Annotated in this window: 14 protein-coding genes; 4 read left to right on the forward strand and 10 right to left on the reverse strand. The window is 70.9% G+C overall.

All coding sequences use genetic code 11. From position 1 onward, the window contains the following. The first annotated feature begins 40 nt into the window (after positions 1–40). A complete protein-coding gene (locus tag PFX98_RS00835; protein ID WP_285233274.1) occupies positions 41–1,183 on the forward strand; it encodes a DSD1 family PLP-dependent enzyme in 1,143 nt (380 codons plus the stop codon). Positions 1,184–1,192: 9 nt separating this feature from the next. Here PFX98_RS00835 and PFX98_RS00840 read toward each other — a convergent pair whose 3' ends face one another. Then, entirely contained in the window at positions 1,193–1,408 is a 216-nt protein-coding gene (locus PFX98_RS00840) for a hypothetical protein (RefSeq protein WP_285233275.1), read from the reverse strand. Positions 1,409–1,442: 34 nt separating this feature from the next. After that, the gene (locus PFX98_RS00845) at positions 1,443–4,421 is read right to left on the reverse strand and encodes a two-component regulator propeller domain-containing protein (protein WP_285233276.1); all 2,979 of its coding nucleotides are present in this window, start codon (positions 4,419–4,421) and stop codon (positions 1,443–1,445) included. A 75-nt stretch (positions 4,422–4,496) separates the two neighbouring features. Between PFX98_RS00845 and PFX98_RS00850 the strand changes: the two genes are divergently transcribed. Further along, positions 4,497–4,877, forward strand: coding sequence for a carboxymuconolactone decarboxylase family protein (locus PFX98_RS00850; RefSeq protein WP_285233277.1), 381 nt, complete (start codon positions 4,497–4,499; stop codon positions 4,875–4,877). A 6-nt stretch (positions 4,878–4,883) separates the two neighbouring features. Here PFX98_RS00850 and PFX98_RS00855 read toward each other — a convergent pair whose 3' ends face one another. After that, entirely contained in the window at positions 4,884–6,761 is a 1,878-nt protein-coding gene (locus tag PFX98_RS00855) for a M48 family metallopeptidase (protein ID WP_285233278.1), read from the reverse strand. A gap of 112 nt (positions 6,762–6,873) precedes the next feature. Here PFX98_RS00855 and PFX98_RS00860 point away from each other — a divergent pair, with 112 nt between their 5' ends. Beyond that, on the forward strand, positions 6,874–9,021 hold the full coding sequence (locus tag PFX98_RS00860; RefSeq protein WP_285233279.1) for a sensor histidine kinase: 2,148 nt from the start codon (positions 6,874–6,876) through the stop codon (positions 9,019–9,021). On the opposite strand, the gene PFX98_RS00865 is transcribed toward PFX98_RS00860, so the two are convergent. Next, positions 8,975–9,724, reverse strand: a complete 750-nt coding sequence (locus tag PFX98_RS00865) for a Crp/Fnr family transcriptional regulator (protein WP_285233280.1) — start codon at positions 9,722–9,724, stop codon at positions 8,975–8,977. The two genes, PFX98_RS00860 and PFX98_RS00865, sit on opposite strands and share 47 nt — an antisense overlap. 128 nt (positions 9,725–9,852) lie before the next feature. Here PFX98_RS00865 and PFX98_RS00870 point away from each other — a divergent pair, with 128 nt between their 5' ends. Then, positions 9,853–10,434, forward strand: a complete 582-nt coding sequence (locus tag PFX98_RS00870) for a hemerythrin domain-containing protein (protein ID WP_285233281.1) — start codon at positions 9,853–9,855, stop codon at positions 10,432–10,434. Here the strand turns inward: PFX98_RS00870 and PFX98_RS00875 are convergent. The 6 genes from PFX98_RS00875 to PFX98_RS00900 all read right to left on the reverse strand — a co-directional run bounded on the left by PFX98_RS00875 (position 10,431) and on the right by PFX98_RS00900 (position 17,291). Beyond that, positions 10,431–11,720 (reverse strand): glycerate kinase type-2 family protein, encoded by a 1,290-nt coding sequence (locus PFX98_RS00875; RefSeq protein ID WP_285233282.1) that lies wholly within the window; start codon positions 11,718–11,720, stop codon positions 10,431–10,433. The genes PFX98_RS00870 and PFX98_RS00875 overlap by 4 nt on opposite strands. After that, complete coding sequence (gene kdgR, locus PFX98_RS00880; protein WP_285233283.1) at positions 11,717–12,547, reverse strand: DNA-binding transcriptional regulator KdgR; 831 nt, start codon at positions 12,545–12,547, stop codon at positions 11,717–11,719. The genes PFX98_RS00875 and kdgR overlap by 4 nt, the downstream gene beginning before the upstream one ends. A 78-nt stretch (positions 12,548–12,625) precedes the next feature. Beyond that, a complete protein-coding gene (locus PFX98_RS00885) occupies positions 12,626–13,726 on the reverse strand; it encodes a pectinesterase family protein (protein WP_285233284.1) in 1,101 nt (366 codons plus the stop codon). Further along, complete coding sequence (locus tag PFX98_RS00890) at positions 13,726–14,877, reverse strand: oligogalacturonate lyase family protein (protein WP_285233285.1); 1,152 nt, start codon at positions 14,875–14,877, stop codon at positions 13,726–13,728. The genes PFX98_RS00885 and PFX98_RS00890 overlap by 1 nt, the downstream gene beginning before the upstream one ends. A 9-nt stretch (positions 14,878–14,886) precedes the next feature. Then, a complete protein-coding gene (locus tag PFX98_RS00895) occupies positions 14,887–16,173 on the reverse strand; it encodes an ABC transporter substrate-binding protein (RefSeq protein ID WP_285233286.1) in 1,287 nt (428 codons plus the stop codon). Beyond that, positions 16,170–17,291, reverse strand: a complete 1,122-nt coding sequence (locus PFX98_RS00900) for an ABC transporter ATP-binding protein (RefSeq protein ID WP_285233287.1) — start codon at positions 17,289–17,291, stop codon at positions 16,170–16,172. The genes PFX98_RS00895 and PFX98_RS00900 overlap by 4 nt, the downstream gene beginning before the upstream one ends. Between the last annotated feature and the right edge of the window lies 1 nt (position 17,292).

The raw sequence follows: 17,292 nt of genomic DNA on the forward strand, positions 1-17,292 counted from the left end.
GCTGCCGGCTAGACTGAAGGCCCGTCCGCCGGCCTCGCCCATGAACACCAGCCCCCTGCCCATGCTGCCGCCCCCCGCCCGCCCCGGCGATCCGCTCGGCGCCATCGACACCCCTGCCCTGCTGCTGGAGCTCGATGCCTTCGAGCGCAACCTGGCGCGCATGCAGGCCGCCGCCGCGGCCGCCGGCGTGGCGCTGCGCCCGCATGCCAAGGCGCACAAATGCCCGGCCATCGCGCTGGCCCAGCTGCAGCGCGGCGCCGTGGGCATCTGCTGCCAGAAGGTCAGCGAGGCCCTGCCCTTTGTGCGGGCGGGGGTGCGCGACATCCACATCAGCAACGAGATCGGCGGCGCCGCCAAGGCGGCCCTGCTGGCGCAGCTGGCCCTGCACGCGCGCATGAGCGTCTGCGTGGACCATGTGCAGCAGATCGAGGCGCTGGCGTCCGCCACGCGCGCGGCCGCCAGCCGGCTCGACGTGCTGGTGGAGATCGATGTCGGCCAGCACCGCTGCGGCGTGGACGACGCGCCCGCGGTACTGCGCCTGCTCGATGCCCTCGGCCCGCACGCGCAGCTGCGCTTTGCCGGCCTGCAGGCCTACCAGGGCTCGATCCAGCATCTGCGCGGGCATGGCGAACGCCGCGCCGCCGCGGCCCTGGCCGCCGAGCGTGCCGGCGCGGTGGTGGCGGCGCTGGCGGCCGCGGGGCAGCGCTGCGAGGTCGTCACCGGTGGCGGCACCGGCAGCGTCGAGTTCGATCTGGCCAGCGGCGTCTACACCGAGGTGCAGCCGGGCTCCTATGTCTTCATGGACGGCGACTACGGCCGCAACGAGGTCGCGGGTGCGCTGCGCTTCGAGCACAGCCTGTTCCTCGCCAGCACGGTGATGAGCGTGGGCAACGGCGAGCGCTGCGTGCTCGATGCCGGTCTCAAGTCGCTCGCCACCGATTCTGGCCTGCCCGGCGTCTGGGGCCAGCCGCAGCTGCACTATGTGTCGGCCAACGACGAGCATGGCATCGTGCAGTGCGGCGTGGACGGCGGTGCTGTGGCGCGGCCGGCGCTGGGCAGCCAGCTGCTGCTGGTGCCCGGGCATTGCGACCCGACGCTGAACCTGCACGAGCAGCTGGTGGCGGTGCGCGCCGGCCGGGTCGAGGCGCTGTGGGAGATCGCGGCGCGCGGGCTCAGCCGCTGACGGGCCAGTTCAACTGAACCAGAGCCGCCACAGGCCCACGGCCACATGGCCCCAGATCAGCAGGTTGATGCCGAACATGCCGGCGGTGCGGCTGACGTTCCACAGCGCCCTGGCACGCTGCGCGGCACGGTCGTCGCCCGTGATCGCATACAGCAGCAGATAGAACACCGAGGGCACGAACGTGCCGACGATGAGCAGGCCCATGACCCAGTAGAAGATGACCATGGCTCGATGTTACGACGCCGGCCGGCCGCCGGTGTCAGGTCTTGCCCAGGCTGACGCGGTTGCGCCCTTCCTGCTTGGCGCAGTAGAGCGCGGCATCGGCCAGCGCGAACAGCGATTCGGCCGAGGCCTGCTCCGAGGGGATGCAGGAGGCCACGCCCAGGCTCAGCGTGATCACCTCGCCCACCGGGGCGGCGGGGTGCGGGATCGCCAGCGCCTCGCAGGCGGCGCGTATGCCCTCGGCCACCTGCAAGGCGGCGGCCGCGTCGGCCCCTGGCACCAGCACGACGAACTCCTCGCCGCCATAGCGCGCCGCCAGGTCGCCGGCGCGCCCCACCGCATGCGCGAACACCGCGGCCACCGCGGTCAGGCAGCGGTCGCCCTCCAGATGGCCCAGGCGGTCGTTGTAGAGCTTGAAACCGTCGATGTCGGCGATCACCAGCGCCAGCGGCACGCGGTTGCGGCGCGCGCGCCGCCACTCCTCGGCCAGCACCTCGTCGAAACGGCGGCGGTTCGCCAAGCCGGTGAGCGCATCGACGAAGGAGAGCCGCGAGAGATGCTCGTTGGCCTGCCGCAGCTCCTCGGTGCGCTGCGCCACCAGGCGCTCCATCTCGACATGGCGGGCGCGCAGCGCGTGGGTGCGCAGGCGGAACAGCGCCACCAGCGCCGCCAGCGTGCCCAGCAGGACCAGCGCCATGAACCAGCCAGTCTGGTAGACATAGGGCCGCACGGTGATCAGCAGCGGCGCCGCGGCCTCGCTCCAATGCACGCCATCGGTCGAGGCGGCAACGCGGAAGCGGTACTGCCCATGCGGCAGCGCCGGGAAGGCGGCCTCGCGGCTGCGGCCCGCGTCCACCCAGTCGCGCGTGATGCCCTCCATCTGGTAGCGAAAGCGCACGCGGTCGGCGTTCAGCAGGGTCATCGCGGCATAGCGGATCGTGAGCGGCACCGAGCCCGGCGGCAGCAGCACCTCGGCATCCAGCGGCCGGCTCACGCCATCCAGCAGCACGCCCTCCAGCTGGGTCTGCGGCGGCTGCCCCGCGCCCGGCAGGCGGGCCGGGTCGACGATCACCAGGCCGTTGGATGAGGGCAGCCAGAGCTGGCCGCGCGCGTCGATGGCACCGGCAGGCTGCAGGCCACCGGCGAAGGTGGTGCTGCGCAGCGCATCGCCCGGGCCGAAGCCGCTCGAGCTGACCTTGGCCTGGCGCCCTTCGACAAAGGCATTCAACTCGGCGCGCGCGACGCGGAAGAAGCCGCGGTTGCAGCTCATCCACAGATAGCCGGCGCGGTCTTCCAGAATGGTCAGGGCGATGCCGTCCCAGAGCCCGTCGGCCGGGCGTATCGCCGTCAGGCGGCCGTCGCTCAGGCGGTTCATGCCCTCGCCGTTCGTGCCTATCCAGAGCTTGGCGTCGGCGTCCTCGTAAAGCGCCATGACCCAGTTCGAGACCAGGCCGTCGGCCTTGCTGAGGGTATGAAAGCGCCCGTCGCGCAGGCGCACCAGGCCGTCGCCGGTGGTGCCGAACCAGAGCGTGCCCTGCCGGTCCTGCAGCATCGCCGCCACGCCGCCGCGCGGTGCGCCCTCGTCGCGCACCGCTTCGAAACCCTTGCCGCTGAAGCGCGCCAGCCCCGACTGCGTGCCCGCCCACAGCGTGCCGCTGCGGTCCTGGAACAGCACCCGCACCTCCGCGCTGGGCAGGCCCTGGGCCGGGCCGAAGCGCTCGATCTTGCCGCCCTGCAGGCGCGCCACGCCGGCGGTGTAGCTGCCGATCCAGAGCGCGCCATCGCGGTCCTCGAGCAGGCTGGAAATCTCGTCGGTGGGCAGGCCATCGGCCTTGCGCAGCGCGCTGATGCGCTGGCCCTCGATGCGGTTGAGCCCGCCGCCCGAGGTCGAGACCCAGGTGACGCCCTGGCGGCCATGCAGCACCGCGCGCACATTGTCGTGCGACAGGCCCTCGGGCGTGCCCAGCACCCCGAAGGCGCGATTGCGCAGCCGGTTCAGGCCGCCCACCCAGGTGCCGATCCAAATGCTGCCCTCGCGGTCGGCCTGCACGCTCCAGATCTGGTCACCGGCCAGGCCGTTGGCGCTGGAGATGGTGCTGAAGCGGCCGTCCTCGAGCATGCGGCTCACGCCGGCGCCCCAGCTGCCGATCCAGAGCGCCCCCTGCGCATCGCGCGCCAGGCTGGTGAGCTGGTCGGTGGGCAGGCCATCGGCCACCGTGTAGACACGGATGCGGCCATCCTCCTCCACACGCGCCAGCCCGCCGCCGGCGGTGGCGGCCCAGATGCCGCCGGCGGGGTCGGCGATGACATGGCGCACCTGCAGATGCGGGAAGCCCTGCTCCGGGCCCAGGGTGCGGAAGCGCCCGGCGGCAAGCGCCACCAGGCCGCCGCCCGAGGTGCCGATCCAGAGCGTGCCAGCGCGGTCGAAGGCGAGCGTGCGCAGGCGGTTGGTGGGCAGGCCGTCGGCCTGCTGGTAGAGCCTGGTAGCGCCCTTGCCCGGCCCCTGTTCCCAGCGCACCAGGCCGTTCTCGGTGGCGGCCCAGATCACGCCGTCGGCCGCCTGCGCAAAGGCCCAGACACGCCGGCCATCGGTGACCTCGCTGCCGAACATGGCCTGGAAGCTGCCCTTGCGGTAGATGGCCGCGCCCTTGCTGTGGCCGATCCAGAGGTTCTGCTGCGCGTCCTCCATGAAACCGAACACCGGCTCGGAGGCCATGCTGGGCGCCTGGCGCGCATCGAAGCCGGTGAAGCGGGCGCCGTCGAAGCGCGCCAGCCCGCCCGCCGTGCCGACCCACAGATAGCCGTCATGGCTCTGGTAGAGCGCCTGCACCGTGTTGAGCGGCAGGCCCTGCTCGGTCTGCCAGCTGTCCACCTTGTACTGGCTCAGCGCCCTGGCCGCGCCGCCCGGCCCCAGGCCCTGCGCCCGCACGGGCAGCGGCGCCGCGGCCAGCATCAGCAGCAGGCCAAACATCCAGGCCAGCAGGCGGGCCAGGGCGGCATGTGGGGCTGGTGGCAAGAGCGAGGGGACAGTCACGCCCGAGAGCATAGCCGCCCGCTCCGCTTATGCTGCGCCGACAAAGCAGGAGAAGCGATGAACGATGAGCAATTTGACAAGGGTTTGGCCATGCGCAAGCAGGTCATGGGCGAGGACTTCGTGGCGCGCGCCTATGCCGGCGCGAGCGAGTTCAGCGCGCCGATCCAGCAGCACATCACCCGCAATGCCTGGGGCGATGTGTGGCAGCGGCCCGGGCTGGACCTGAAGACGCGCAGCCTCGTCACCGTGGCCATGCTCACCGCACTGGGCAAGCAGCATGAGCTCAAGGGCCATGTGCGCGGCGCGCTCAACAACGGCGCCAGCGTGCAGGAGATCCAGGAAGTGCTGCTGCACGCCACCGTCTACTGCGGCGTGCCGGCGGCGGTGGAGGCCTTCCGCAGCGCGGCCGAGGTGGTGGAGGCGAGCCCGCCGCGCTGAGCCGCTTCAGCGCCGCTGCAGCAGCTGCGTGAGCTCGCGCGCCTGCGCCAGCTTGTCGGCCGGCACATGGCGGCCCAGCACCACCACGCGCGCGCGGCCCGGCAGCTCGGCGGCGTCGTAGACGCGCTGCGCGAGGTCATCGAGCGCCTCGTCCGAGAGGCCGGGCCGGCATTGGAGCCAGAGCGTGAAGTGGCGGCGCGCCGGCTTCACCTCCAGCGCCTGTTCGCCCACCCAGGCACCGCGCAGATCGGCCTCGCGCAGCGTGATGCCACGCAGCCCGCGCAGCTGGGCCTCGTCCAGCTGCGCCGGCATGCCTTGCTCCCAGGGCATGAGCTGCTGGAAACGCTCCCAGGCCGCCTCCTCCAGCGCGCGGCTGCTCTCCAGGCGTTCGCGCCAGAGGCGGCGCTGCTCGGGCGGCAGCGGCGCGTCGCGCGCGCTGCAGGCATCCACCCAGGTCTGCGCCAGATCGGCGGCAGCCCAGGCCAGCGCCTCGTGGCGCTGGTACAGCGTCTCCAGCCAGGCCCCCACGCGCGCATCGCCGCTGGGCGCATGGCGGCGCGCCAGCCGGTGCAGCGCTTGCGGGTCCTCGGGCGCGAGCAGCAGGGCGCGCTCCAGCCAGGGTGTGGGGTCCTTGTCGCTGAGGCTTTCCACCGCATCGGCCCAGCGCAACCACTCGGCGGCGCTGAGTTCATGGGCGCGCTGGCTGAGCGCCTGCGCCTCCGCGTTGAGCGCGCGCAGGCGCTCGCCGTGGCTGCGCCAGTCGGCGCGGTTGGCCTGCCACCAGGCGGCGTCCAGCGCCAGCGCGATGCGCGCCCGGCCCTGGCCCAGCAAACGCAGCGAGTGCATCGCCGAGAGCCGCTGCAGGCCGGCGGCCTGGCCGAGGCTGGCGAGGCGGTCCTTCAGCACCGGGTGGGTGTCGTCGAAGCCGGCCAGGCGTTTGAACTCGCGCTTCAGGGCCTCGCGCTGCCAGGCCGCGTCCAGCGGCTGCTGCAGCAGCTTGTTCATGCCGGCATAAGGCCCGACGCAATGGCCGGTGCTGGCGGCCTCATCGGTGCGCGCGCGGCGCCACCACAGGCGCCAGAAGTCGCTGCCGAACCACTGCGCCTTCAGCGCCACCTCCTGCAGCGTATGGGCGGCCAGCTCGGCACCGAACAGGCGCGCCGACACGCGGTCGGCCTCGTACTCGTCCTGGCGCGCCAGCGCGAAGCTCATCGCGTTGAAGCGCGGGAAGTACCAGGCCACGAAGCCGGCCATCAGCCAGCCCAGCGCCGAGGAGCTTTCCTCATAGCGCTGGCTCAGCCTGGCCCAGGACATGCGCGTGCGGTAGATCCAGGCCGAGAGCTTGCCATGGTCGCCGCGCAGATGGCCGTATTCATGCGCCACCACGGCGAACATGCGCTTGGGCTCCAGCGCCGCCAGCAGCGGCCAGCCCAGCAGCAGGAAGTTGCGATGCCACAGCCCCAGCAGCATGGGCTGCTGCACGATGGCGGCGTTGAAGTCGTCGGTGATCAGCACCTGGTGCAGCGCCGGGCCCTGCACCTTGGCGCGGATGCGCGCCAGCCCGGCAAACAGCTCGGGGGCCTCCTGCGCCGCGACCGGCTGGCCCTCGGGCAGCCGGAACGGCACGCGCAGGCCCTGCAGCGTGGCCCACAGCAGGCCCAGGCAGGCCAGCCCGCCCCAGATCATCCAGCCCGCCAGCCTGGCCCCATGCTGCCAGCGCCAGCCCAGCCACAGCAGGCCGGCCAGCGCCAGCAGGCCGAACAGGAACACCGCCACATAGCCCAGCACCGCAAAGCGCAGCACGCGCTGGCGATAGCGCTCGGGCGCTTCCCGGCTGGCCTGCTCGTTGAGCCGCAGCAGGTGCACATAGTCCGCACTCTCCATCCCTCGCCCCCGGGGTCACATCGTCGTTGGAGGCGAAGGATAGCCGCGCGCGGCGGCCGCCCGGCGCAGCGGCCTGGCCTACACTCGGCCGGACAGGCCCGCCACCCGCTGTATGTCCGCGCCGTCCGACCACGCCACCGCCTCGCCCGACCCGGCCTTCCCGGCCCTGCTGGCGCAGGCGCGGCGCTGCATCCTCGTGAACCGCAGCGCCGACGCCTGGCGCTGCCTGGGCCTGTGCCAGGGCCTGGCGCCGGCGCAGGCCGATGTGGCCTCGGCCCAGCTGGCAGTGCAGGCGCTGGACCTGCGGCTGCGTGCCAGCGCCGCGCCGTCGGTGTCGCTGGACTGCGTGGCCGAGGCGCAGCGCCTGGACACCCTGGCCAACGCCGGCCTGACGGCCTCCACCTGCGCCGAGATCGCCATCACCCTGGGCGAGGTGTTCGGCCGCCTCGGCCTGGAGGAGCCCGCGCTCAGCGCCTTCGGGCGCGCACGCGCCTGGCTGCGCGGCGGGCACGACGCCGAGGCCCTGGTGGTGCTGGACGTGAGTGCCGCCAACGCGCTGCTACGCTGCGGCCTGCAGCGCGAGGCCATCGAGCTGCTGCAACCGCTGGCCGAGACGCTGGCCGATGCCGAGCTGCGCCTGCTGGTGTGCAGCCAGCTGGGCTCGGCGCACTACTTCCTGGCCGAGGCGGGCGGCGCCGACGCGGCCGCGCACCGCGATGCCAGCCTGCACTGGCATGCGCGCTCGCGCCTCGATGCCGAGGCCAGCGGCCCGCCCTATGCCCGCTACCGCGCCGCCGTCAACCTGGCGATCGGCCATGCGCGGCGCGGCGACATCGCGCTGGCGCGCCAGCATCTGCAGCAGATGCGGGGCTTGCTGGACCTGGTCTGGCCGCCCAGGGCGGATGGCGGCAGCGAGCGCGCACGCGATGAGCAGCGCAGCTGGACCGCCTTTGTCGAGGCCCTGATCGCCCTGGGCGAGGGCCGGCGCGATGCGGCCATCCGCGGCTTCCAGACCATCCTGGCGGAGTTCCGCGACGTCGGCATCAACAGCTATCTGGGCATGCTGCAGCTGCGCGTGGCCGAGCTGCTGGTGAGCACCGCGCACCAGGCGGGGCTCGACAAGCTGGCCTACCAGGCCCAGCTGGAGCTGCAGGCCCTGCAGGAGCGGCGCAACCGCCAGCGCCAGGAGCTCAGCTCGCGCCTGCTGGCCGATGCGCTCACGCTCTCGCAGCTGCGCGTGCAGAACGATCTGCTGCAGCAGCATGGCAACGAGCTGCAGGCGGCACTGGCGCAGCGCCATCAAGAACTGACCCTCACGCTGGACCAGCTGCGCGCCGAGGTCTCGATACGCCAGGCCACCGAGGCCGCGCTGCAGCAGGCCCATGACGAGCTGGAGCGGCGCGTGCGCGAGCGCAGCGCCGAGCTGCACCAGACCCTGCAGGCCCTGGCCCACCAGGAGCGCCAGGCGGCGATGGCGCATATCGTGGTGGGCGTGGCGCACGAGCTCAACACACCGCTGGGCAATGCGCTGCTGGCCCTCTCCACCGAGGCCGATGCCACCGCCGAGCTGCGCCGCCGCCTCGCCGATGGCCAGCTCAAGCGCGCCGAGCTGCACGAGTTCCTGGCCCTGCTGGACAACAGCCATCTGCTGGGTCACAAGGCGCTGACGCGCGCCGCCGATCTGGTGCAGCGCTTCAAGGAGCTCTCGATCGAGCAGATGCCGGAGCCACGCCGGCGCTTCGACCCGCGGCGGCAGATCGAGCAGGCGCTGCAGCGTTGGCATGGCAGCGCCGGCGCGCGCGGCGTGACGCTGCGGGCGCTGCTGCAGCCGGTCGGCAAGGTCGACGGCTATCCGGGCGCCCTGCTGCGCATCCTCGACCAGCTCATCGACAACGCCCTCACCCATGCCTTCGAACCGCCCCTGCCGGCGGCGCCGGCCATCGAGGTCAGGCTGGCCCGCGAGGCCGAGGGCCTGGAGCTGTGCGTGCAGGACAACGGCCGCGGCATCGCCAGCGAGCTGCGCGAGCAGGTGTTCACGCCCTTCATGACGACGGCCCGCGGCCATGGGCACGCGGGCCTGGGCCTGCATGTGGTGCAGGTGCTGGCGCAGCAGCAATTGGGCGGCAGGCTCGGCATCGAGGCCGCCTGGCCCAGCGGCACCTGCGTGCGCCTGCACTTCCCGGCCGAGGCACCCACGCGCGCTCAGCCGGAGGCTAGTCGCGCGCCAGCGCCTGCAGCGCCGTCAGGCACAAGACCTTGACGCTGTAGCCCTGCACCTCGATCACGCCCTTGCGGTTGAGCTGGCGCATCATGCGCGACAGCGTCTCCGGCGTGATCGCCAGCTGGGCCGCGATGTCGCGCTTGCGTTCCTTCAGCGAGATCGCCGCGCCGCCATCGGCCTCGGGCACCGCGCGCTGCAGCAGCCAGGCGGCCAGGCGCTTCTCGGCGTCCTTGTGCATCAGGTCATGGGTGACACCGGTGAGGCTGTGCACGTTCTGCGCCAGCGCCACCAGCAGGCGGTCCAGCATATCGGCCTGGCGCGCGATCAGCTGACGCATACCCTCCACCGGCAGCCTCAGCACCAGCGCCTCGTTCACCACCCGTGCATCCTGGCCGTAGCCGCCGCCCAACCAGGCGCTGCTGACGTCCAACCAGTGCGGGCCGCGCACCGTATGCTCCAGGTGGAAGGGCGCATCGTCGCGCGCCAGGCCGAGGCCCACCGCGCCGTCCACCACCGCCACCAGGTACTCGGCGGGTTGCAGGCGCGTGAACACCATGCTGCCCACCGCCACCTGCTGCAGTTGGGCCATCGCATTGAGGGCCAGCAACTCGGTGCTGCTCAGGCTCTCGCCACCCAGCACCGCCTGCCACTCGGCGGCACCGAGCCGAAGATCGGCAACCGCTACCGAGCCGGTCACCGGCTTGCGCGCCGGGCGCGCCGCTGTGAGGTTGAGACTGTCCACGATGTTGTTCTGCTATGTGTGCTGAGATGATTCGCAATGTGGGCCAGGGCCTGGCCGGTGTCCTTGCGTTGCATCAAACCGCCCACATTCGGGCGCTCAGCGCCCCGCGGGCCAGGGACAATCCCCACATGCCCTTGATTCAGCCCAAATCCGCCATGAGTTCCGGCACGCCGGCCCTGCAGCCTGGCAGCAGCTATGCGCAGCCCTTCGAGCTGCTGGGTGCCTGCCATGAGCGGGTGCAGCGCAGCCTGGATCTGCTGGAGCGCCTGCTCGCGCATCTACAGGAGCAGCAGGCTTGCGACGAGGCCGCCCGCAGCGCCGCGCGCGATGTGCTGCGCTACTTCGACGTGGCGGCGCCGCTGCACCACCAGGACGAGGAGCTGCATGTGTTCCCGGCGCTGGAGGCCGGCGGCGATGCCGCGCAGAAGCAGGCCTGCGCCGAGCTGCGCGCCCAGCATGTGCAGATCAGCGCCGCCTGGCAGGCGCTGCGCAGGCCGCTGCACGAACTGGCGGCCCTGCCCGATGGCCCGCTGGACTCGCACCTGCTGCAAGACCTGACCCCGGCGGCGACACTGTTCGTGCGCCTGCACGATGCCCATCTGCGCACCGAGGACGGCCTGGTCTTTCCGGCCGCCGCGGCGCTGCTGGCCGAGCCGGCGCAGACCGAGATGGGGCGCGAGATGGCGGCGCGGCGCGGGCTCGCTATCTAGGCAATCAAGAGCGCCCGGAAGTCGTTCACATTCGTGTAGGTGGGCCCGGTCACCAGCAGATCGCCCAGGGCGCCGAAGAAGCTGTAGGCGTCGTTGCGGTCCAGGTAATCGCGCCCCTTCAGTCCCAGCGCCGCGGCGCGCGCCAGCGTGTCGGGCGCGACGAAGGCGCCGGCGTTGTCCTGCACGCCGTCGATGCCATCGGTGTCGGCGGCCAGCACATGCACGCCGCCCACCCCGCCCAGCCCCAGGGCGCAGCCGAGCAGGAACTCGCTGGCGCGGCCGCCACGGCCGGACTTGTCGCGCACCGTCACGGTGGTCTCGCCGCCGGAGAGGATCACGCAGGGACGGGCAAAGGGCGTGCCGTGCAGGGCCACCGAGCGCGCCAGCGCCGCATGCATGGCACCGATCTCGCGCGACTCGCCCTCGATCTCGTCGGACAGGATATGCGCCGCCAGGCCCAGCTCACGCGCCCGGGCCGCCGCCGCATCCAGGCTCATGCGTGGCGTGGCCAGCATGCGCAGGGTCTGGCCCTGGAAGCAGGCGGCGCCGGGCTTGGGCGTTTCCAAGGCGCCGCTCTGCAGGCCGGCCAGTGCGGCCGGCGGCAGCGCGATGCCGTAGCGCGTGCAGATCGCCAGTGCCTCCGCGCAGCTCGTCGGATCGGGCAGGGTCGGGCCGGAGCCGATCACCGCCGCGTCGTCGCCCGGCACATCGCTGATCAGCAGGGTCAGGACTTGCGCCGGATGGCAGGCCGCCGCCAGCCGCCCGCCCTTGATGGCGGAGAGATGCTTGCGCACGCAGTTCATCTCGGCGATGGTGGCACCGCTCTTCAGCAGGGCGCGGTTGACCGCCTGCTTGTCGGCCAGGCTCAGGCCCGGGGCGGGCAGGCTCAGCAGCGCGGAGGCGCCGCCGGAGATCAGGCAAATCACCAGATCATCGGGGGTCAGGCCCTGCGTCAGTGCCAGCATGCGCGCGGCGGCCTGTTCACCCGCCGCATCGGGCACCGGGTGGGCGGCCTCCACCACCGCGATGCGCCCGGGGCGGGCGGCATAGGCGGGCGGGGTATGGCCGTAACGCGTCACCACCAGGCCGCTGAGCGGGGCCTCGGCCGGCCACAGCGCGTCCAGCGCTTCAGCCATCGCGCCGCCGGCCTTGCCGGCGCCCAGCACCAGGGTGCGGCCATGCTGCGGGGGCGCCGGCAGTTGCCCTGCCATCACCTGCAGCGGCTGGGCGCGCGCCACCGCGGCGTCGAAGAGCCGGCGCAACAGCTCGCGCGGCGGCAGCGTCATCGGGCCGGCAGCGCCTTGGGCGCAGCGTCCAGCGGGAATTTGCTGCAACCCAGGCGCGCCGAAATGTCGCGGCTGGCGGCGGTGAGCATGGCAATGATCTCCGGGGCCTTGGCTTCGTCGTAGCGGAAGCTCGGGAAGGACACGCTCATGCCGGCAATCGGCTGGCCCAGGCGGTCGAAGATGGGGATGCCCAGGCAGCGGATATGGTCGTCGAACTCCTCGCGGTCCTCGCCATAGCCCTGCGCCTTGACACGCTCCAACTCGGCCAGGAACTCGCTTCGATCCACGATGGTCTTGTCACGAAAGCGCTGGAACTCGGCGCCGTCGAGCACCCGATCGCGCCGCTCGGGATGCTCCCAGGCCATCAGCACCTTGCCGATGGCGGTGCAGTGCAGGGGCGCGCGCCGGCCGATGCGTGAGTACATGCCCAGGGTGTGGCGCGAGTCGATCTTGTGCACATAGATGATCTCGCTGTCGATCAGCGTGCCCAGGTGCACGGTCTCGCCGGTGGCGTCGGCCAGCATCTGCATATGGTGCTTGGAGAGGTCCACCAGATCCGGGTACTGCAAGGCCTTGGCACCCAGCTCGAAGGCCTTCATGGTCAGGCCGTAACGCTCGCTGCCGGACTCCTGGCGCACATAGCCCAGGGTCATCATGGTCTGCAGAAAGCGGTAGACCGTGGCCTTGGGCATGGCCAGCCGTACCGAAAGCTCGGAGATGCCGGTTTCGCTGCGCTCGGAGAGCGCCTGCAGGATGGCAAACACCTTGAGCACCGCGGCCACCGACTCGGGCTGCTGCTTGGATGAATCAATCGAATCGTCGTCCATGCGCTGATTGCTGCTTGTTGAATGCTTCGGTCGGGTGTGTCAGATTCAGAGCGACATTGTCCACTGTGTGCGGCCCTGCTACAGCGCCGACTGGTTGCGGTATTCACTGAGGCGCTGCGTCGCCGCGTCAAAGGGGCGCCGCGAGGTGGAGGGCCCCCAGCCGCGCAGGTGCGGGCCGAGCTGGCTGTCGCGGATCAGGGCCTGCCCGTTTGGCGACACGCCCGCCTGCCAGGCGCCACGCGCCACGCCGGCATCCCAGACCCGCCCGAGCGCGATGCTGGCTGAGGCCACACCGGGCTCGGCCAGCAGGCGGCTGCCCTCTACCAGGATGCCGAAGGGCTGCTGCGGCGCCGTGCTGGGCGCGAGCAGATAACCGCCGCTGCCCGGCACGCGGCGGCCGGCGCGGCTGAGGACGGTGCTGTCGCTGATCACCAGCGTGCCATTGCCGAAGATGAAGTCCACGTCGCCCGCGATCAGGCTGGCCCGCAGCCACACGCGCGACGGTCCGCCCCGCGGCTTGGCACGCACGAAGAAAGTGTCCTGGTGGCCCAGCAGGCGCACGTCCTGCATCTGCAGTCGGTCGCCCTCGGTCATCAGGGCCACGGCCTGGGCGCCACCGCTCTCGCCCACCGCGGCCGGGTAGCCCTGGCCCTCGCGCACCGCGTCCATGGCATCGTTGACCACGCTCAGGTGCGCCAGCTGCACATCGTCGCTGAAGATCGCCAAGGTGGCGCTGCCGGCGGTGCCGTACTGGCTGGCGGCGAGGTCCGGCGTGCAGGGATTGGCGGGCGCGCCCACCGGCTTGGGCTCGGAACTGAAATGCCCATGCGCGATCTGCACCGCGGCGGCATCGCCGGGCTGGCCATAGAGCGTGAACGGCGCCTTGCCCTGGATGCACAGCTGCTCGCGGTAGCGACCTGGCTTGAGCCGGATGTAGCGGCGCCGGCCCTGGGCGGGCAAGGCATCGATGGCGGCCTGCAAGCTGCGGTGGGTGCCGCTGCCATCGGCGGCCACCACGAAGTCCGCTGTCCAGGTGCTGGCGTCCAAGGGGGCAGGCTGCCAATCACCGAGGTAGTCGGCCAGCCGCATCGCGGCGGCCTGCGCCTCGCTCAGCTGCGGGCGTTCCTGGGCCTGCACCGGGCTGACCCACACCAGCAAGGCGACCAAGGCGGCCCGCATCAAAGATCGGCCAGGAACAACGCCGGCTCGCCGTCGCAGTCCGAGCTGTAGAGCACCTGCTGCTGGTCGGGCGTGAACGAGGGATGCGGGTGCGTGACCTGGCGGTTGCCCTTGTAGACGCGCCAGCTGCTGTCGTGCCGCGCGACCTTGCGCTCCGTGCCCGCCTTGAGATCGAAGAGATGCAGGTAGGGGTCGGTCTGGATCTGGTGGCTGCCGGTGTCGGCCACATCGGCAGGCGAGTCGCAGCCATCACCGATCAGCAGCGTGCCGTCGAAATTGCTCATCAGGTGCGAGCAGGGCGGCATCAGGGCCAGGCGCTTGCTCTCCAGCGTGACCGGGTCCAGCGAACAGATCCAGCGCTCGCTCTGGCCCTTGAGGTAGGAGACATAGATCATGGCCGAGCCGTCGGGCACCCAGAACTCATGCGTGCAGGCCTCACCCTCGAGATGCTGCTTGCCGCAGCGCATGTTCGTGCCGTCCTCGTTGATGAACCACATGCGCGCATCCACCAAGTCATGCGGGCCTTCGTGGCAATAGGCCACGGTGTGATCGTCAAAGGGGCGGTACTGCGGATGGCCCAGCCAGCCCTGCTTTTCCAGGATGATCTCGCGCGCGCCGGTCGCCAGGTCGATGCGGATCAGGCGGCAGCGCGGCTTGGCGTGGAACATCTGGTGGAACTTCTGCCAGTCGGAGAGCGGGAACCAATCGTCCGCATGGATCTCGATGCCCACCATCCGGGTGCAGGCGCTGTTGGACACCCAGGTGCCATAGCCCACCCAGCCCTGCGGCACGGTGTAGACCAGCTCTTCGCTCAGATCACTCAAGGCCAGGCGTATCAGCTGCCGCTCGGCGCGCACGAAATAGAGATACCGGTCGTCGGGGCTGAGAAAGCCGCCAAAGGTGTTCTCGCCGGCCTGGTCGGTGAGCTGGGTGGCCACCTGGGTGCGCAGATCCAGCAGGTGGTAGTTCCAGGCGCTGCCCGGTCCGAATTCGGCACCGAAGATCAGGCGCTCGCCATCGTTGCTGAAGCACTTCTGGTAGAAGTAGTTGCGATGGCAGGTGACGTCCGCCGGCGTCAGGCGCGTGATGCGTGCGCCGGTGTCGGGATCCTCGCGGGTCTCAAAGCTGAGTTGTCGGCTGTGGTGTTTCATGGTGCTTCGCTATTTGATTCGCTTCAACAGGGCATTGCCCTCGTCGACCAGGCGGCGCGCGGCCTCCTCGTTGCTGGTCTTGCCATAGGCGACGGTCTCGAACACCTCGCGCATGAACTTGTGCAGGCGCGCATGCTCGAACAGCGGCGCCGGCACCGGCACGCGCCCGGCCTCACGCTGCGCCTTGATCTGTTCATGGGCAGCCAGTTCCATCGCCGGCAGCTTGTGGGCCTTGGCCAGCACCTCGAACTGCCGCGCCGCGGCCGGCACGCCGCGCGTCTTGCCCAGGATCAGGGCGGCATCGGGGTCGGTGAGCAGGTAGTTGATGAAGCGCGCCGCCAGTTCGGGCTGCTTGCTGTGGCGCCCCAAGGCCAGCATCACGGTGGGTCGGCCGAACATGCCGCTGGTCTTGGCATCCGGCAGGGTCGGGAACTCGCCCAGCACCAGCTTCTGCTCGCGGTTGAGCGTCGCGGCACGCAAGGGGATGGCCGAATCCCAGGTGAAGTTGCCGGCCCAGTTGCCCACCACCCAGTCCTGCTGCTGTTCGGTGGGCTTGTCGGCGCCCCCCAGGCTGGCGCGCAGCGGCAGCGGCGTGGCCACATGCTCGTCCACCAGGCGGCGGTAGATGCGCACCCAGTCCAGCGCCGCGGCCTCGCTCATGGCCACGCGCGGGCTCAGCGGGTCAACATAGGGCGTGCCGTATTTCTGCTGCACCCAGGCCTGGGCCAGCAGGATCATGTCGTAGAGCTCGCCGTCCAGCGGATAGGCCTGGGCCCCTAGCCGCTGCTTGAACAGCGGGCCGGCGGCGAAGAGATCGTCCCAGCTACGCGGCAAGGGCACACGGGCGCGCTGGAAGGCGGCCTCGTTCCACAGCATCACACGCGCGCTGTAGGCCGTGGGCAGGGCGTTGAGCTTGCCACCCACCATGCCGGCGGCCAGATCGTCGGCGCGGAACTGGTCCAGCGCCAGCACGTTCGCATGGCGGTTCAGGTCGGCAAAGCCATTGCCGCGCTTGCTGAACATGGCCAGCCAGGCCCAGTTGATCTGCATGATGTCGGGCTCGGAGCCGCCCGCGATCTGGGTGGTGAGCCGCTCCAGATAGCCGTTGAAGCCCATGTACTCGGCCTTGATCTTGAGGCCGGGATGCTGGCGCTCGAAGGCGGCGATGGCCTTGAGCGTGGCCTCGTGCCGACCGGCGCCGCCCCACCAGGCGAAGCGCAGCACGGTGGGTTCGGGCTGGGCACGCACCAGCAGGGGGCTGAGCGCCAGCGCGGCGCTGAACTGTCGGCGCTTCACAGCAAGAGGTTCGCGCCGGTCTCGGCATCGAACAGATGGCAGCGCTCGAGCTGCAGGTGGAACACATGCGCTGCACCGCGCGTCTTGCCGGCCAGCTCGCCCAGCTGATCGGCCGGCACACGCGCCGTCATGGCGGTCTCGCCGATGCTGAAATGCACGAACACCTCGCTGCCCATGTGCTCGACAAAGCGCAGACTGCAAGGCACGGCCAGGCTGCCTTCGCGCGGCAGTGCCGTCACATGCTCCGGCCGCAGGCCGAACTTGACGGCGCCGCTGCGGCTGCGCAGTGGCTGCGCCTTGGCAGCCGGCAGCGGCAAGACCTGGCCCCCGAGCACAACAGCCAGACCCTCGCCCTGCGGCTGCAGCTGCGCCTCGTGGATGTTCATCTCGGGCGAGCCGATGAAGCTGGCGACGAAGGCGTTGGCCGGATGGTCGTAGAGCGCGGTGGGCGTGTCCACCTGCTGGATCACCCCCTCCTTGAGCACGCAGATGCGCTCACCCATGGTCATGGCTTCCACCTGGTCGTGCGTCACATAGACCACGGTGGCGGGCTGGCCCGACTCGCGCAGATTGCGGTGCAGTTCGGTGAGGCGCACGCGCATCGAGGCGCGCAGCTTGGCATCCAGGTTGGAGAGCGGCTCGTCGAACAGAAACACCTCGGGCTTCTTGACGATGGCGCGCCCCACCGCCACGCGCTGGGCCTGGCCGCCGCTGAGCTGCTTGGGATAGCGCTCCAGCAGATGCTCCATCTCCAGCAGCTGGGCGGCATGGCGCACGCGCTGCGCCACCTCTGGCTTGGGCGTGCCGGCCAGCTTGAGCCCGAAGGCCAGGTTCTCGTACACCGTCATGTGCGGGTACAGCGCATAGTTCTGGAACACCATGGCAATGCCGCGCTGCTTGGGTGCGAGTTCATTGACCTTCTTGCTGCCGATGTGCAGCTCACCGCCGGTGATGCTCTCCAGCCCCGCGATCATGCGCAGCAGGGTGCTCTTGGCGCAGCCCGAGGGGCCCACGAAGACCATGAACTCGCCGTCGCGCACCTCCAGGTCCACGCCATGCACGGCCTTGAAGCCATTGGCATAGACCTTCTCGATTTTCTTCAGGCTCAGATGGGCCACG

Source organism: Paucibacter sediminis, assembly GCF_030254645.1.
Lineage (GTDB): Bacteria > Pseudomonadota > Gammaproteobacteria > Burkholderiales > Burkholderiaceae_C > Paucibacter_B > Paucibacter_B sediminis.

Coding starts and splice junctions, on each gene's coding strand:
- PFX98_RS00850 (WP_285233277.1), top strand. CDS start 4,497: ATGAACGATGAGCAATTTGACAAGGGTTTGGCCATGCGCAAGCAGGTC.
- PFX98_RS00835 (WP_285233274.1), top strand. CDS start 41: ATGAACACCAGCCCCCTGCCCATGCTGCCGCCCCCCGCCCGCCCCGGC.
- PFX98_RS00885 (WP_285233284.1), bottom strand. CDS start 13,726: ATGCGGGCCGCCTTGGTCGCCTTGCTGGTGTGGGTCAGCCCGGTGCAG.
- PFX98_RS00840 (WP_285233275.1), bottom strand. CDS start 1,408: ATGGTCATCTTCTACTGGGTCATGGGCCTGCTCATCGTCGGCACGTTC.
- PFX98_RS00870 (WP_285233281.1), top strand. CDS start 9,853: ATGCCCTTGATTCAGCCCAAATCCGCCATGAGTTCCGGCACGCCGGCC.
- PFX98_RS00890 (WP_285233285.1), bottom strand. CDS start 14,877: ATGAAACACCACAGCCGACAACTCAGCTTTGAGACCCGCGAGGATCCC.
- PFX98_RS00860 (WP_285233279.1), top strand. CDS start 6,874: ATGTCCGCGCCGTCCGACCACGCCACCGCCTCGCCCGACCCGGCCTTC.
- PFX98_RS00875 (WP_285233282.1), bottom strand. CDS start 11,720: ATGACGCTGCCGCCGCGCGAGCTGTTGCGCCGGCTCTTCGACGCCGCG.
- kdgR (WP_285233283.1), bottom strand. CDS start 12,547: ATGGACGACGATTCGATTGATTCATCCAAGCAGCAGCCCGAGTCGGTG.
- PFX98_RS00855 (WP_285233278.1), bottom strand. CDS start 6,761: ATGGAGAGTGCGGACTATGTGCACCTGCTGCGGCTCAACGAGCAGGCC.